12 protein-coding genes are annotated in these 13,709 nt (G+C 68.4%); 5 read left to right on the top strand and 7 right to left on the bottom strand.

The features are described from left to right. Positions 1–88 precede the first annotated feature (88 nt). Both DT343_RS07390 and DT343_RS07395 read left to right on the top strand, forming a co-directional pair. The gene (locus tag DT343_RS07390) at positions 89–424 is read left to right on the top strand and encodes a hypothetical protein (protein ID WP_054765332.1); all 336 of its coding nucleotides are present in this window, start codon (positions 89–91) and stop codon (positions 422–424) included. Between the two features lie 25 nt (positions 425–449). Further along, entirely contained in the window at positions 450–860 is a 411-nt protein-coding gene (locus DT343_RS07395) for a copper resistance CopC family protein (protein WP_066551038.1), read from the top strand. A 160-nt stretch (positions 861–1,020) separates the two neighbouring features. Here DT343_RS07395 and DT343_RS07400 read toward each other — a convergent pair whose 3' ends face one another. The 6 genes from DT343_RS07400 to DT343_RS07425 all read right to left on the bottom strand — a co-directional run bounded on the left by DT343_RS07400 (position 1,021) and on the right by DT343_RS07425 (position 9,246). After that, positions 1,021–1,758, bottom strand: coding sequence for an HAD family hydrolase (locus DT343_RS07400; protein WP_161638712.1), 738 nt, complete (start codon positions 1,756–1,758; stop codon positions 1,021–1,023). Between the two features lie 139 nt (positions 1,759–1,897). Next, positions 1,898–3,421: a copper resistance protein B gene (locus DT343_RS07405; protein ID WP_112862309.1), complete on the bottom strand. Its 1,524-nt coding sequence runs from the start codon at positions 3,419–3,421 to the stop codon at positions 1,898–1,900. Beyond that, positions 3,418–5,280, bottom strand: a complete 1,863-nt coding sequence (locus DT343_RS07410) for a copper resistance system multicopper oxidase (RefSeq protein WP_112862310.1) — start codon at positions 5,278–5,280, stop codon at positions 3,418–3,420. Before DT343_RS07410 ends, DT343_RS07405 begins: the two co-directional genes overlap by 4 nt. 137 nt (positions 5,281–5,417) lie before the next feature. Continuing rightward, a complete protein-coding gene (locus tag DT343_RS07415; protein WP_112862311.1) occupies positions 5,418–5,888 on the bottom strand; it encodes a DUF305 domain-containing protein in 471 nt (156 codons plus the stop codon). 49 nt (positions 5,889–5,937) lie between these two features. Further along, on the bottom strand, positions 5,938–6,618 hold the full coding sequence (locus DT343_RS07420; RefSeq protein WP_112862312.1) for a DUF305 domain-containing protein: 681 nt from the start codon (positions 6,616–6,618) through the stop codon (positions 5,938–5,940). Positions 6,619–6,891: 273 nt separating this feature from the next. After that, positions 6,892–9,246, bottom strand: coding sequence for a heavy metal translocating P-type ATPase (locus tag DT343_RS07425; protein ID WP_112862313.1), 2,355 nt, complete (start codon positions 9,244–9,246; stop codon positions 6,892–6,894). Positions 9,247–9,346: 100 nt separating this feature from the next. On the opposite strand from DT343_RS07425, the gene DT343_RS07430 reads away from it, so the two are divergent. Next, positions 9,347–9,622, top strand: coding sequence for a metal-sensitive transcriptional regulator (locus tag DT343_RS07430; protein WP_112862314.1), 276 nt, complete (start codon positions 9,347–9,349; stop codon positions 9,620–9,622). Between the two features lie 283 nt (positions 9,623–9,905). After that, positions 9,906–11,066 (top strand): acyltransferase family protein, encoded by a 1,161-nt coding sequence (locus DT343_RS07435; RefSeq protein ID WP_112862315.1) that lies wholly within the window; start codon positions 9,906–9,908, stop codon positions 11,064–11,066. Here DT343_RS07435 and DT343_RS17475 read toward each other — a convergent pair. After that, positions 11,029–11,418: a toxin-antitoxin system, antitoxin component gene (locus DT343_RS17475; RefSeq protein WP_181669136.1), complete on the bottom strand. Its 390-nt coding sequence runs from the start codon at positions 11,416–11,418 to the stop codon at positions 11,029–11,031. The two genes, DT343_RS07435 and DT343_RS17475, sit on opposite strands and share 38 nt — an antisense overlap. A gap of 158 nt (positions 11,419–11,576) precedes the next feature. Between DT343_RS17475 and DT343_RS07445 the strand changes: the two genes are divergently transcribed. After that, positions 11,577–13,709 carry a TonB-dependent receptor gene (locus DT343_RS07445; protein WP_112862316.1) on the top strand — a complete coding sequence of 711 codons (2,133 nt, stop codon included), beginning with the start codon at positions 11,577–11,579 and terminating at the stop codon, positions 13,707–13,709.

Below are 13,709 nucleotides of genomic sequence, written 5' to 3' on the forward strand. Positions count from 1 at the left end.
CGAGGGCTGCGGCGCTCGCCCGCGTAAACCAGTATGAAGGCGTCGATGGAAATACCTGACCGTCGCCCTCTTATCAGGACCTTGCCACATGAGATTGCCGATCCTCGCCGCGGCCGCGGCGGTCACCCTGGGCGCCTGCCAGCCCGCCGCCGAGCCTCAACCGGTGGACGCCGAGCCGACGCCGGACGCTTCAGCGATGGCTCCGATGGAAGCCGTGCCGGCCGCAACCCCCGAGTCGACGCCGCCGCAGGCCGCCACGCCCGCCCCTGCCGCATCAACCCCGGCCGCGCCTCCCAAGGCATCGGCCCCCCGCCCGGCCCCCCGGCCCGCGCCCGCGCCAGAGCCGACACCGCCGCCTGCCGATCCGATGGCCGGCCATGACATGTCGAAGATGGACGGCATGACCATGCCGCCCAAACAGTAGTTCGCTTGAAGTCCAGGAGTTTTCGATGAACCGTTCAATACTCGCCACTCTCGCCGCCCTCGCGGCCTTCGCTCCTCTGTCGGCCGCCCAGGCCCAGAGCCAGTCGCATGCCGGCATGTCGGCGCAGGACCACGCCGCCATGCAGGCGCCGGCCAATGGCGTGGCGACCACTCCGGCGGACAACGCCATGCTGTCCTCCGCCCCGACCACCTTCTCGGCGACTTTCCCGCACGCCATGGTCCTGACGTCCCTTCGCCTGACCGGCGGACCGTCGAACCAGGCGGTCGATGTGGCCCTGTCAGCGGAGGCTGCACCCGCGGTCACGGTCAGCGCCCCGCTTCCGGCCCTCGCGCCCGGCACCTACGCCGCCGCCTGGACCGCGAAGGGCGCCGACGGCCATCAGATGAACGGCGTCGTCCGTTTCATGGTTCACTGAGGAGGCGGCCTCCCGCCTCCTGAGGGGCCGAAACCGAAGTGGGGAACGCCGCGCGGCGAGCCGCGCGGCGTTTTTCTTGCGCGATCGGATCGTCGATCTGGCGCACCTCGATCGCGGGCGGCTTAAAAGCGACGCGGCGGTATCCCGCACGCCGAACCCTTCATTCACGCTGAGTGTGAAGCGCAGGCAGACAACGCGCCAGGCCCGTCAAGGTCCTGACCACCACGTCGGCGTCGCTGCGACGGAGTTCGGCCTCAAGGGCCCGTTCCGGATCATACAGCACGGTCCGACAGCCCAGAGCCTTGGCCGGACGGATGTCCCATTCGAGGCTGTCGCCGATCACGCAGACCTCGGGGGCCTCGACGGCCAGGGCGGCGAACGCACGCCTGAACGCGTCGGGAAAGGGCTTTCCCACGCCGACTTCGCCCTCGATCTGAATGTGATCGAAATACGGTTCGAGACCGAACCGTTCGATCTTGGCGCGCTGCAACGGTCCGGCGCCGTTGGTGAGAAGCGCGAGGCGATAGCCCGCGTCGCGCAAGTCGAGCAGCAGGGCCTCAGCCCCCGCCTCGAGCCGCATCTCTTCGTCCCGCCGCCGGCTGAAGGCGTCGGCGAGGCTCGAGACCGTTTCGCAAGCCGGTGCGGGATGGCCTTCCCGAAGCAGGGTCTCGAAGGCCGCTGTCGCGATGAGGCGCCGCGCGTGTCGTGGGTCGGCGCGACCCAACTCATGACACCGCGGGTCGCGCCAGAACGCCTGCCCGGCCCGCGTGAGCGCCTGCGCCGCGATATCCGGGGCGAGGCCGCCCAGCTCGGCTTGCATCATCAAGCAGACGCTCCGCCAGGCCAGATCCGGCCGGCGGTAGGCCGAGAGCAGGGTGTCGTCGAGGTCGATGACCACGGCCGAGAGGGGCCGCGGCCTCACCGAGACCTCCCCGTCCTTTCCAGCCGCCGAGACCGGGGACGCCGCGCCTCGGCGACGATCCGCGACCGCCTATCGGGGCCAAGGATCAGACGAGGCCCGCCGCCGCCGACCTTTGCTAGAACCACGTCCGGATGCCGACGACGAGGCGCGTGTCTTCCGAGCTTCGCCCATCGGCTTCGAGGAAGTCCGCCGTATTCCCGAAGCTCTTGGTCCATTCCAGGCCGACATAGGGGGCGAACTCCTTGTGGAATTCGTACCGCAGCCGAGCCCCGATCTGGAGCGACGTCAGGCCGGATCCAATCCGGAGCTCGGGGATGTCCTCGGCCGACAGCACGACTTCAGCGCGAGGCTGCACGATCCAGCGGTTGGTGATCCGCTGATCGTATTCGGCCTCCGCCCTCGCCGTGAGTTCACCCTTGTTGGAGAGGAAGGCCGCCGCATCGACCTCGAACCAGTAGGGCGCGAGGCCCTGAACGCCCACGACCAGATCGGTTCGATCGCCCTCCGGACGGTAGGTCTGTCGCAGACCCGTCTGGAAGTCGAAGAAGGGCCGGAACGCCCGGCTGTAAAGGGCCTGGATCTCGGCTTCCTCGACCTCGCCGTCGAAGTCGCCCTCGACTTCCGACTTCCACCAGAAGCGGTTGATGTCGCCGCCGGTCCAGCCCTGCGCGTCCAGCGCGTAGCCTTCTTCGCCGTCTCCGAAACTCGCTTCGAGCTGGTCGATGATCACCGCGGTGGTCCGCACGTCGCCATTCTCGACGCGAAGCTGTTCGCGGGCCGCCGCCATCTCCGCGGGATCGAACAGGGTATCGGCGGCGTGAGCGGGGCCGCTGGTCGCCCCGGGCGGAACGGGCATTTCCGGAGGGCGTCCCGGGTTGTCCGCGCTGGTCGGCACGTCGGGCGGCATCGCCATGGCCGACATGTCATGACCCGGAGGCATCTGCCCCATGGTCGACATGTCATGTCCCGCCGGTATGGCCGACGCGGGCGCGGTCTGCCGCATCGTTGACATGTCGTGCCCGGCGTGGGGATCCGGCTGACCGGCGGCGGCCGGCTGTTGGCCGGCCTGCATGGTCAACATGTCATGTCCCGCCGGCATGGTCGGCGCGGGCGCGGTCTGCCGCATCGTCGACATGTCGTGCCCGGCGTGGGGATTCGGCTGACCGGCGCCGGCCGGCTGTTGGCCGCTCTGCATGGTCGACATGTCATGTCCCGCCGGCATGGCCGGCGCGGGCGCGGTCTGCCGCATCGTCGACATGTCGTGCCCGGCGTGGGGATCCGGCTGACCGGCGGCGGCCGGCTGTTGGCCGCTCTGCATGGTCGACATGTCATGTCCCGCCGGCATGGTCGGCGCGGGCGCGGTCTGGCCCATCGTCGACATGTCGTGCCCGGCGTGGGGGTCCGCCGACGCCGGCGCGCGCTCGGGCACGGCGCCGGTTGGGCAGGCCGGCGCCCCGAGCGTTCCGACGCGGGAGGGATCCGCCGTCGGCGCGCCGCGCCGGACGCAACCGGCGGGCAGCTGGACGGCGGGCTGGACGGCGTTAGCCGCCGCGCCGTGCCCGGCGTGGCTCTGGGCGAACACCGGGCCGGCCGAGGCCGCGAGGAGCAGAGGGACGAGACCCACAGACCGACGGATCATGACGAAGCTCCTGCCATCGGGCGGACGGTGACGACGTTGAACATGCCCGCGTGCATGTGCATCAGCATGTGACAGTGGAAGGCCCAGTCCCCGGGATTGTCGGCGGTCAGGTCAAAGGTGACCTTGCCGCCGGGGAGAACGTTGACCGTATGCTTCAGCGGTTGGTGGCCCGCCGGTCCGCCGGTCACCAGTTCGAAGAAGTGGCCGTGCAGGTGGATGGGGTGGGCCATCATGGTGTCGTTGACCAGGGTCACCCTCACCCGCTCGTTCCGCTCAAAGCGGATCGGCTCGACCAGTTCGCTGAACTTTCTTCCGTCGAAGCCCCACATGAACCGCTCCATGTTGCCGGTCAGGTGGATCTCCATGGTCCGCGATGGGGGACGCTGGTCCTTGTTGGGCGTCAGCGAGACCAGGTCGGTGTAGACCAGCACGCGGTGGGGTACGTCGGCCAGTCCCGTCGGGCGCTCGCCCATGCGGTTGGCCGGCGCCATGGCGATGGCGTCCACGCCGACCCCCACCGCCATGTCCGGCGGCGCGTTGGCGGGATCGCGCATGCTCATGCCGGCCATGGAGCCGTGGTCCATCCCGGTCATCGCACCCGTGGACTGGGTCGCCATGGCGCCGTGATCCATCCCGGCCATGGCGCCGCCGGAGGCGCCGGTCATGGCGCCATGATCCATCCCCGCCATGGCGCCGCCCGGCTGGCCTCCCATCGAGCCGTGGTCCATGCCGCCCATGCCGCCCATGTCCCCCATGCCCATGTCCTTCATGGTCAGGTTTGGAACCTCGCGGAGCGGCGGAACCTCGGCGGTCATCCCCAGGCGCGGAGCAAGGGTCGCCCGCCCCATGCCGGAACGGTCGATGGCCTCGGATACGATGGTGTAGGCCCGGTCTTCGGTCGGTCGGACGATGACGTCATAGGTCTCGGCGACGGAGATCTGGAACTCGTCGGTCTCGACCGGACGCACGTTCTCGCCGTCGGCCTGGACCACCGTCATCGGCAGGCCGGGGATGCGGACGTTGAAGATCGACATGGCCGAGGCGTTGATGATGCGCAGCCGCACCCGTTCGCCGGGTCGGAACAGGCCGGTCCAGTTCTCCTGCGGGCCGTGTCCATTGATCAGATAGGTGTAGGTCGTCCCATTCACGTCGAGGATGTCGCGCGGGTCCATCCGCATCTGGCCCCACATGCGCCGTTCCTCCAGGCTCATGCGGTCCTCGCCGGAGAAGAGGCCCGCCAGGGTCGTGCGCTGCCGGTTGAAGTAGCCGGGGCTCTTCTTCAGCTTGTCGAGGATTTCGTGCGGATGCATGAAACTCCAGTCCGACAGGACCAGCACATGCTCGCGGTCGTAGGCGACCGGATCGGCACCGGCCGGATCGATGACGATCGGCCCGTAATGGCCGAGCGCCTCCTGCAGGCCGGAGTGGCTGTGGTACCAGAAGGTGCCGGACTGCCTGATCGGAAACTCATAGACGAAGGTCTCGCGCGGCTTAATGCCTGGGAAGCTGATCCCGGGCACCCCGTCCATCTGGAAGGGCAGGAGAATCCCATGCCAGTGGATCGAGGTGTCTTCGTCCAGGGTGTTCGTCACCGCCAGACGGGCGTTCTGGCCTTCACGCAGCCGCAACACCGGCGCCGGCAGCACGCCGTTGATGGTCGTGGCGGTCGCGGTGCGCCCGTTCACGGTGAAGGGTGTCTGACCGATGGTCAGATCGATATTCGGCCCAGTCAGGGTAGGCAGGTCCGACCGCAGCCCCGGCGAGCCCGTCTGCGCCCAGGCGGGCATCAGGCCCTGCAAGGCGGCGAGACCGCCGCCCGCGACGGCGCCGCGCAGCAGCAGTCGACGATCCAGCTTCATAAGATACTCCTCAAAGTCAGAACCGCGCCTCGGCGAGGCGACGATCTATATGGTTTTACGCAGGCGACCCGGTCGGCCCTCGCGACACGCTGCCGCAGAGCCGACCGGGCCGGAAACTCCCGTCGCCTGGCGCTGGATCAGCGCCTCGCCAGGATGGCTTTCATCTGGGCGATCTCCCTCTCCTGGGAGCTGACGATCTCCTCGCACAGACCCAGCACTTCCGGATCCGTCAGCGAGGCCTGCTGACACATCAGGATGGCGCCGGAATGGTGCGGGATCATCGATTTCAAGAACTCGGTGTCGCCCACCGCCGCCTGGGTCCGCATGCCGTAAAAGCTCACCGCGAACACCAGGGCGGCGGCTCCGCCGATCAGAAGGTTAGTCCGTTTCGACGGATACATCGATCGCATAAAGATCAGCATGAGGATCGCCATCGGCGAAACCATCATCAGCGTCATGTAGACGTTGTTGAGGTTGAAGTAGAAGTGATTGAGGGACGCGATCATCGTGTACATCACCAGGTACATGATGATGAAATCCAGAACGAGTTCGAAGCCGAACGAACGGTAGCTCCCCTTCATCGAATCCATCGTCTTCATCTTTTCCATCGATCGCTCCTTTCGCGACAACGCTCTTCAATCACATTCCGATCGCCAATCAGGCAGCGCCGGCCGGAGGGGAGTCCAGCCAGGCGCGCAACTCGGCGATGTCGGCGGTCTGCATCTCGATCGTTTTCTGCGCCATGCGCCGGATGTCGGCGTCCTGACTTTCGCGCAACACCACCTGGGCCATGTCGAGGGCGCCCTGGTGATGCGCAATCATCTTGCGAGCCCAGGTCTGGTCCGTGTCGGCCCCGGTCGCGGCCATCATGGCGTCCTTCATCTTGGCCTCGGCCGTCGCGTATGGATTTTCCGCGCTTCCGCCCGGAGCCGCCGCGCCGGCGGCGGCGCCCACGTTCGTTTCAAGCCAGCGCCGCAGCTCGGCGATATCGCCGGTCTGCATCTCGATGGTCTTCTGGGCCATGCGACGGATATCCGCGTCCTGTGTGTCCCTCAGCACGATCTCGGACATGTCCAGCGCGCCCTGGTGGTGAGAGATCATCTTGCGGGCCCATGTCTCGCCCGCATCCGCGCCCATGGCGGACATCATGGCCTCGTGCATCTTGGCCTCGGCGGCGGAGAACGGAGGCTGCGCCATGGCCATCGGCTCCTGCGTCTGAGCCGAGGCTTCGGCCTCCGTGTTCGGCGGCGGTTCCGCCGCCGGGCTGCAGGCCGCCAGAACGAGAGCGGAACAGCCGGCGACCAGGAGAGACGTGTGGGTGAAAGTCGGGGTGAGCATAGGGAGTCTCCGCTTGAGGGGGTCGCCGGCGGATCGCCGGACGGCCAGACGATCGATGCGTCCGACAACGTTGCGGCGGGTGCGAGTTTGGTCCCTTGCCCCGACTGCCCACGCCGGACATCGTCCAGCGTAATCCGGCCCCGGAGCCACGGTTCCGCCGTGATTAAATATTCCCGAACGCCGTTGGATCAGGCGAGGGATCGGTCGCCGGAATGCGTATTGGCGCCCGCCGCGGCTCTCGTCTGCGACGGCCTTCTGGCCATGGGACGTCCATCAGAGTCGGACGGCCCGGAGCCGCAGCGCGTTGGCGATCACACTGACGGAGGACAGGGCCATCGCCAACGCCGCCAGGGCCGGCGACAATAGGAGGCCGGAGACCGGGTAGAGCAGTCCCGCCGCGATCGGAATGCCGAGGGTGTTGTAACCGAAGGCGAAGACCAGGTTCTGGCGGATGTTGCTCATCACCGCACGGGACAGTTTGCGCGCCCGGACGAGGCCCTGGAGATCGCCGCCGAGAAGGGTGACCCCGGCGCTCTCGATCGCGACGTCCGAGCCGGCGCCCATGGCCACCCCCACGTCGGCGGCGGCCAGGGCCGGGGCGTCGTTCACACCGTCTCCGGCCATGGCGACGATCCGACCCTCCGCTCTCAGCCGCTCGACGACCGCCGCCTTGTCCTGGGGCAGAACCTCGGCCTGAACGTCGTCTATGCCGAGCCGGCGCGCCACCGCCTCGGCCGTTGTGCGGTTGTCGCCGGTCATCATCACCAGACGCAGCCCCGACGCCTTCAGATCGCGGATGGCCTCGGCGGTCGTCGCCTTGACCGGATCGGCGATGCCCAGCACGCCGGCCGCAGCCCCGTCCACGGCGACGAAGATGGCGGTCGCGCCGTCTTGGCGAAGCGTATCGGCCCCGGCTTCCAGAGGCCCGACGTCGACGCCGATCTCGGCCAGATAGCGGCTGTTGCCGAGCGCCACGCGGCGGCCGTCGACGACCCCGGTGACGCCGCGCCCGACGGGGCTGTCGAAGTCCGACGCCTCGGACAGAACCAGATTCTGGTCGCTCGCCGCCCGAACGACGGCGTCCGCCAGCGGATGCTCGCTGCTCCGCTCAAGACTGGCGGAAAGTCTCAGAAGCTCGGCCTCGTCGAACCCGTCGGCTGGCCGGACGGCCGTCACCGAGGGGCGCCCCTCCGTCAGGGTGCCGGTTTTGTCGAGCACCAGGGTGTCCACCTTCTCGAAGCGCTCCAGCGCCTCGGCGTTCTTGATGAGCACCCCGGCGTGAGCGCCGCGCCCCACCCCGACCATGATGGAGATCGGCGTGGCCAAGCCCAGGGCGCACGGACAGGCGATGATCAGCACGGAGACCGCGGCGACGAGGGCGTAGGACAGCCGCGGTTCGGGGCCGGCCAGGCCCCAGACGATCGCGGCGAGAACGGCGATCCCGATCACGGCCGGAACGAACCAGCCCGACACCTTGTCGGCCAGCCGCTGGATCGGCGCGCGGCTGCGTTGGGCCTGCGCCACCATCTGGACGATCTGCGCCAGGAGGGTGTCGGCGCCCACCTTGTCGGCTCGCATGACGAACGAGCCGGTCTTGTTGAGCGACCCGGCGACGACCTTGTCGCCGACGTCCTTGGTCACCGGCATGGATTCACCCGTGACGAGGGACTCGTCGAGGGTGACCCGGCCGTCCAGGATCTCTCCGTCGACCGCCACCTTCTCGCCGGGACGGACGCGCAGCCGGTCTCCCACAGCGACCAGATCGAGGGTGACGTCCTCGTCGCCGCCGTCGTCGCGGACGCGCCGCGCGGTCTTCGGGGCGAGGTCCAGCAGGGCCCTGATGGCCCCCGACGTCTGTTCGCGCGCCCGAAGCTCCAGGATCTGGCCGACCAGCACCAGGACGGTGATGATGGCCGCCGCCTCGAAATAGACCGGCGCGCTGCCGTCCATCCGCCGGACCGCCGCCGGGAACAGATGCGGCGCCAGAACCGCGACCACGCTGTAGATCCAGGCCGCACCGACGCCGATGGCGATCAGGGTGAACATGTTGAGGCTGCGATTGCGGATGGACGCCCAGCCCCTCTGGAAGAACGGCCAGCCGGACCACAGCACGACCGGCGTCGCCAGGGCGAACTGGATCCAGTTGGAGGTCTGGCCCGGAATCCGCATCGCCAGCCCGGTCAGATGGCCGCCCATTTCAAGCGCGAAGACCGGCAGCGTCAGAACCGCGCCGATCCACAGGCGACGGGTGAAGTCGATCAGTTCGTGATTGACCGGAGCCTCGGCGGTGACGGTCTCCGGCTCCAGCGCCATGCCGCAGATCGGACAGGAGCCAGGTCCCTCCTGGCGCACCTCGGGATGCATCGGGCAGGTGTAGATCACACCGGGCGTGACGGAAGCCGGTTCGGGCCGCTCGCCGAGATAGCGAGCCGGATCGTCCACGAATTTGGTCCGGCAGCCCGCCGAACAGAAGACATACGCCTGGCCCTCGTGGGTGGCCCGATGCGCCGTGGTCGCCGGATCGACGGTCATGCCGCAGACCGGATCGACCGCCTGGGCGCCGGCTTGAGGCGTCTTGTTCGAACAGCAGCCGTGACCGGCGGGATGGGAATGGGATGACGTAGCCATGACGGCTCCTCGGACGACCTCACAGCCAAATATACCCCACAGGGGTATCGCGCAAGGTGTGACGGTGAGGTAGGATCGAACGGTCGGAACGAGGAACAGGATGCAGACCGAGATCAAGCCGAAGGTGTTGAACCGCCTGAGCCGCTTAGAGGGGCAGGTGCGTGGCCTTTCCAGAATGGTCGAGGAGGACCGCTACTGCATCGACGTCCTAACCCAGCTCCAGGCCGTTCGGGCGGCGCTGTCGCGCGTTGAGAGCGAGGTCTTGAAGGACCACATGGATCACTGCGTCATGGGCGCGATCGCGGGTGACGATCTCGCCGACCGCAAGGCCAAGGCGACCGAACTGATCGAACTTCTCGGCCGCGCTTCCCGCTAGCCGGGGACCGACTCCCGGCGTTCGGTCGCCAGGCCCGGCGGTCGGCGTGGACATCCTCTCGTCCGGCTGAGGGACATGACATGTCTTGGGGGCGGCCTCACCCAGAGCCGCAGCGGTCCAGGCTGGCAAACCGGCCGAGGGCATTCCGAGCCCCGAGCCAGACTTGGACGTCCCGTATGACCGGCCGGCCCCGTCTGGCGTCGCGCATGAGGGATGTTCCCGCCCTATGCGTATCTCAATATGGCGGCGGTGCTGATCCGCCGCCCTTGGGGGGCCATCGCGAATGACATCCGTACCGCCGACCCGAGACGGCTATCCCGCCGATCTCAGGGCCCTGACCAGTCTGCGCGCCTTCCTCGCCTTGGGGGTGGTGCTGTTCCATTATCAACTCCAATGGGATCCGGCCCTGGGCTTCAGCCCGATCATCGAGCGAAGCCGGCTGGCGGTGGACGCCTTCTTCATGCTGTCGGGCTTCATTCTGGCGCACGTCTACGGTCCGGCCTTCGCGAGCGGCGGTTTCAGTTACCGGCGTTTCATCGTCGCCCGGCTCGCGCGGCTTTATCCCCTGCACGTCGCGGTTCTGACGGGCGCCTTGATCATGGTGCTGGGCGCGACCGCCGCCGGCGTCCGCTTCGACGCCGAGGGCTACGGGCCGCTGGCCTTCTTCCAGACGCTGTGTCTCATCCAGGCCTGGTTTCCGACCGATGCGGAGTTGAACTGGAGCGGCCCGAGCTGGTCCCTGTCGGCGGAATGGTTCGCCTATCTGCTGTTCCCCGCCTACGCCTGGCTGGCCCTCCGTCTGCGAGCGCGGCCGTGGGTGCTGCTGGGGATCGGGGCCGCGGCGTTCGTCGCCCTCGACGCCTTCTACGTCCAGGCGTTCGGCAAGGTCCTTCCGCGAGCTGAGGACTCCCTCGGCATTCTCCGGATCGCCCCCGAATTCCTGATCGGCATGGCGCTGTACGGGCTGGGTCATCGGTGGCGCTGGAGCCGGCCCGTGGCCGCCACGGCCGCCCTGTTCACGACCGTCCTGCTGCTGGGCGCGATGCAGCTGTCGCTGGACGACCGCATCATCGTCGCCCTCGCCGCCCCCGTGATTCTGACCTGGTCCCTGCTCGCGCGGGCGGATTGCGAGGGACCCCTCGCCTCCCCGGGCCTTGTCTTCGCCGGAGAAGCGTCCTTCGCCCTGTATCTGGTGCACATGCCGGTGATCGTGGCCTGGAAGGGCGTCGTGGCCGAACTGCGCGGCGTCGACAGCACCTTCCGCATCACGCCGGTCGAACTGATCGGATTGTTCATCGCCACGGCCCTGATCGCGGCGGCGCTGCATCTGCTCGTCGAAAAGCCCGGCCGAACCTGGATAAGGCGCCGGTTCGACAGGCGTCGCGACGAGCTCGCCCCGGCCGCGCTCAGCCCGCCGGCGCTCCGTGAGCCTGACGATCGCTGAGCCGACCGGTCTCTTCGCCCTTCGCGACGGCCGTCCGCTCGTTGGCGATGACACCGCCGTCGTCGAGAACCGGCCGATCCCGACCTCCGATCGACCGGTCGCGCGGACCTCCGTCGCGGATAAACCGCACCGTCTCCGTTCGGAGATGCGGCTCGGCCACGAAGCCGGCGTCCGCCAGGGCGAGATGCTGTGGCGTCGCGGGCGCGCCGCGCTCAGGTTTCCACCAGCCCTCCGTCGCCGCAGCCTTCGGAAGAAGGCCGCTGATGATGCGTTCGATATCGCGGAACGTTAGCACCACTTCGGTCCGCCTTTGACGCCGCAGATAGGTTGCGAGGGGCGCGTATTTGGCCATGAACCTCTTTTCCTCTCGCCGCCCCGCAGGTCAAGCGCTGCTCGGCCCCTGCGATAGCCACGAAGAAGCCAACACCAGGCTGGCTAGATGCGAGTGCGATTGACTCGCAACAAGGCCTGTGGTCAGACGCCCTCCCTGTCGTTCCCCTGAAGAGCTCCATGTCCCCTCGTCTCCTCGCCACCGTCGCCCTCCTGCCGCTGCTGCTGGCCGCGCTTCCCGCGGCGGCCCAGGAGGGGCCCACCCCGGACGCGACGCTTTTGGACGAGGTGGTGGTCACCGCCTCCCGGATCGAGACCCCGCGCTCCGCGATCGCCGCCACGGTCGAGCTCATCGACGCCGAGGCCATCGTCCAGCAGACGGCGCTGGCCGCCTCGGCCGTCGATACGGTGGCGGCCCTGGTGCCCTCCTTCTCGCCGACGCGGCAGAAGCTGTCGGGCTTCGGCGAGACCCTGCGCGGACGCTCGCCGCTCTATCTCGTCGACGGCGTGCCGCAGTCGACGCCGCTGCGCGACGACAGCCGCGACGGCTACACCATCGATCCCTTCTTCATCGACCGGGTCGAGGTCATCTTCGGCTCCAACGCCATCCAGGGCATCGGGGCCACCGGCGGGGTGGTCAACTACGTCACCGCCCGCAAGCCGTCCGAGGCGGAGGGCCTGACCGGGCGGATGATGGCCCAGGTCACCACCGACGACGAGCTGCAGGGCGACGGCGTCGGCGCCAAGATCGCCGCCATCGGCGGCCGTGACTTCGGCGCCTTTGACCTGACCGTGGGCGCGGCCTTCGAGACCCGCGGCGCCTACTATGACGCTGACGGCAGCCGCGTCGGCTTCGACGGCGCCCAGGGCGAGGTCCAGGATTCGCAGGCCCTCTCGCTGTTCGCGCGCGGCGGCTGGGATCTGGGCGGCGATCGCCGGCTGGAGGGCTGGGTCAACCGGTTCGATCTGGAAGGCGACGGCGACTATGTGACCGTGGCGGGCGACCGCGCGACGGGCGTCTCGACCACGGCTGTGCGCGGCGCGCCGCCGGGCCGGCAGCCGTCCAACGCCGTGACATCGGCGGCTCTGAGCTACACCGACCGCGACCTGTTCGGCGGCGTCCAGCGGGCCCAGGTCTTCGCCCACGATTACCAGGGCGTATTCGGCGGCGGCAGTTTCCCGGACTTCCAGGACCCCCGCATCGCTCCGGTTGGGACCCTGTTCGACCAGTCGGCCAACAATTCGGAAAAGCTGGGCTTCAAGATCGACTGGCAGGGCCAGGTTCCTGGCCTGACGGGCCTCAAGGCGCTGGTCGGTCTCGACGGCCTGCGTGACCGGACCTATCAGGAACTGGTCCTGACCGGGCGCAACTGGGTGCCGGAGACCGCCTACGAGAGCCTGTCGCCCTTCCTGCAGCTAAACCAGTCGGTCTTGGCCGGCCGCCTCAGCCTGTCGGCGGGCGTGCGGCATGAGTCGGCGAAGCTGAAAGTCGACGACTTCCAGACCCTGTACGCCTACGGCCCTCAGACGGTGGCGGGCGGCGAGCCGGGCTTCGAGGAGACGCTGTTCAACGTCGGCGCCGCCTTCGAGGTGACGCCGGCTCTCCTCGTCTACGGCTCCTTCGCCCAGGGCTTCACCATGCCGGACGTCGGTCGGGTGCTGCGCGGCATCAACCGTCCGAACCAGGACGTCGACACCTTCCTCAACGTCGAACCGGTCGTGTCGGACAACACCGAGGTCGGGGTCGAATACCGCGGCGCGCGCGTCGAACTGTCCGCCGCCGTGTTCCGGTCCGAGGCCGAACGCGGCTCGCTGCTGAACCGCCTGCCGTCGGGCATCTTCGAGGTGCAGCGCCAGGCCACACGGATCGATGGACTGGAGCTGAAGGGTCTATGGCGCGCCACGGACGCCCTCGCCCTGGGGGGCAGCTACGCCGCGCTCGACGGCCAGAGCGACAGCGACGGCGACGGCGACCTGGACCGCGACCTGAACGGAGCCAACATCTCGCCCGACCGCCTGCTGCTGTGGGGCGAGTACGAGACAGGCCCGATCGCCCTGCGCCTTCAGGCCCAGACCTATCTCGCACGCGACTTCGACGGCGAGCCCGCGGCCAACGGCTTCGAGGGCTATACGGTGCTCGACGTCGTGGCCCGCTATGAGGCGGGCTTCGGCACGGTGTCGCTGGGGGTGCAGAACCTGCTGGACGAGCAGTACATTTCCTATTTCTCGGACACACAGGGGCCGACCGACAATCTGCGCTTTTTCGCCGGTCGCGGGCGCACGGCCACCGTGACCCTGACGCGGAGCTTCTGA

Source organism: Brevundimonas vesicularis (genome assembly GCF_900445985.1).
GTDB lineage: Bacteria > Pseudomonadota > Alphaproteobacteria > Caulobacterales > Caulobacteraceae > Brevundimonas > Brevundimonas vesicularis_D.

What these genes read in the sequence shown, in the direction of transcription:
- DT343_RS07390 (WP_054765332.1), top strand. Translation starts at nt 89, where the DNA reads ATGAGATTGCCGATCCTCGCCGCGGCCGCGGCGGTCACCCTGGGCGCC.
- DT343_RS07395 (WP_066551038.1), top strand. Translation starts at nt 450, where the DNA reads ATGAACCGTTCAATACTCGCCACTCTCGCCGCCCTCGCGGCCTTCGCT.
- DT343_RS07405 (WP_112862309.1), bottom strand. Translation starts at nt 3,421, where the DNA reads ATGATCCGTCGGTCTGTGGGTCTCGTCCCTCTGCTCCTCGCGGCCTCG.
- DT343_RS07410 (WP_112862310.1), bottom strand. Translation starts at nt 5,280, where the DNA reads ATGAAGCTGGATCGTCGACTGCTGCTGCGCGGCGCCGTCGCGGGCGGC.
- DT343_RS07415 (WP_112862311.1), bottom strand. Translation starts at nt 5,888, where the DNA reads ATGGAAAAGATGAAGACGATGGATTCGATGAAGGGGAGCTACCGTTCG.
- DT343_RS07420 (WP_112862312.1), bottom strand. Translation starts at nt 6,618, where the DNA reads ATGCTCACCCCGACTTTCACCCACACGTCTCTCCTGGTCGCCGGCTGT.
- DT343_RS07425 (WP_112862313.1), bottom strand. Translation starts at nt 9,246, where the DNA reads ATGGCTACGTCATCCCATTCCCATCCCGCCGGTCACGGCTGCTGTTCG.
- DT343_RS07430 (WP_112862314.1), top strand. Translation starts at nt 9,347, where the DNA reads ATGCAGACCGAGATCAAGCCGAAGGTGTTGAACCGCCTGAGCCGCTTA.
- DT343_RS07435 (WP_112862315.1), top strand. Translation starts at nt 9,906, where the DNA reads ATGACATCCGTACCGCCGACCCGAGACGGCTATCCCGCCGATCTCAGG.
- DT343_RS17475 (WP_181669136.1), bottom strand. Translation starts at nt 11,418, where the DNA reads ATGGCCAAATACGCGCCCCTCGCAACCTATCTGCGGCGTCAAAGGCGG.
- DT343_RS07445 (WP_112862316.1), top strand. Translation starts at nt 11,577, where the DNA reads ATGTCCCCTCGTCTCCTCGCCACCGTCGCCCTCCTGCCGCTGCTGCTG.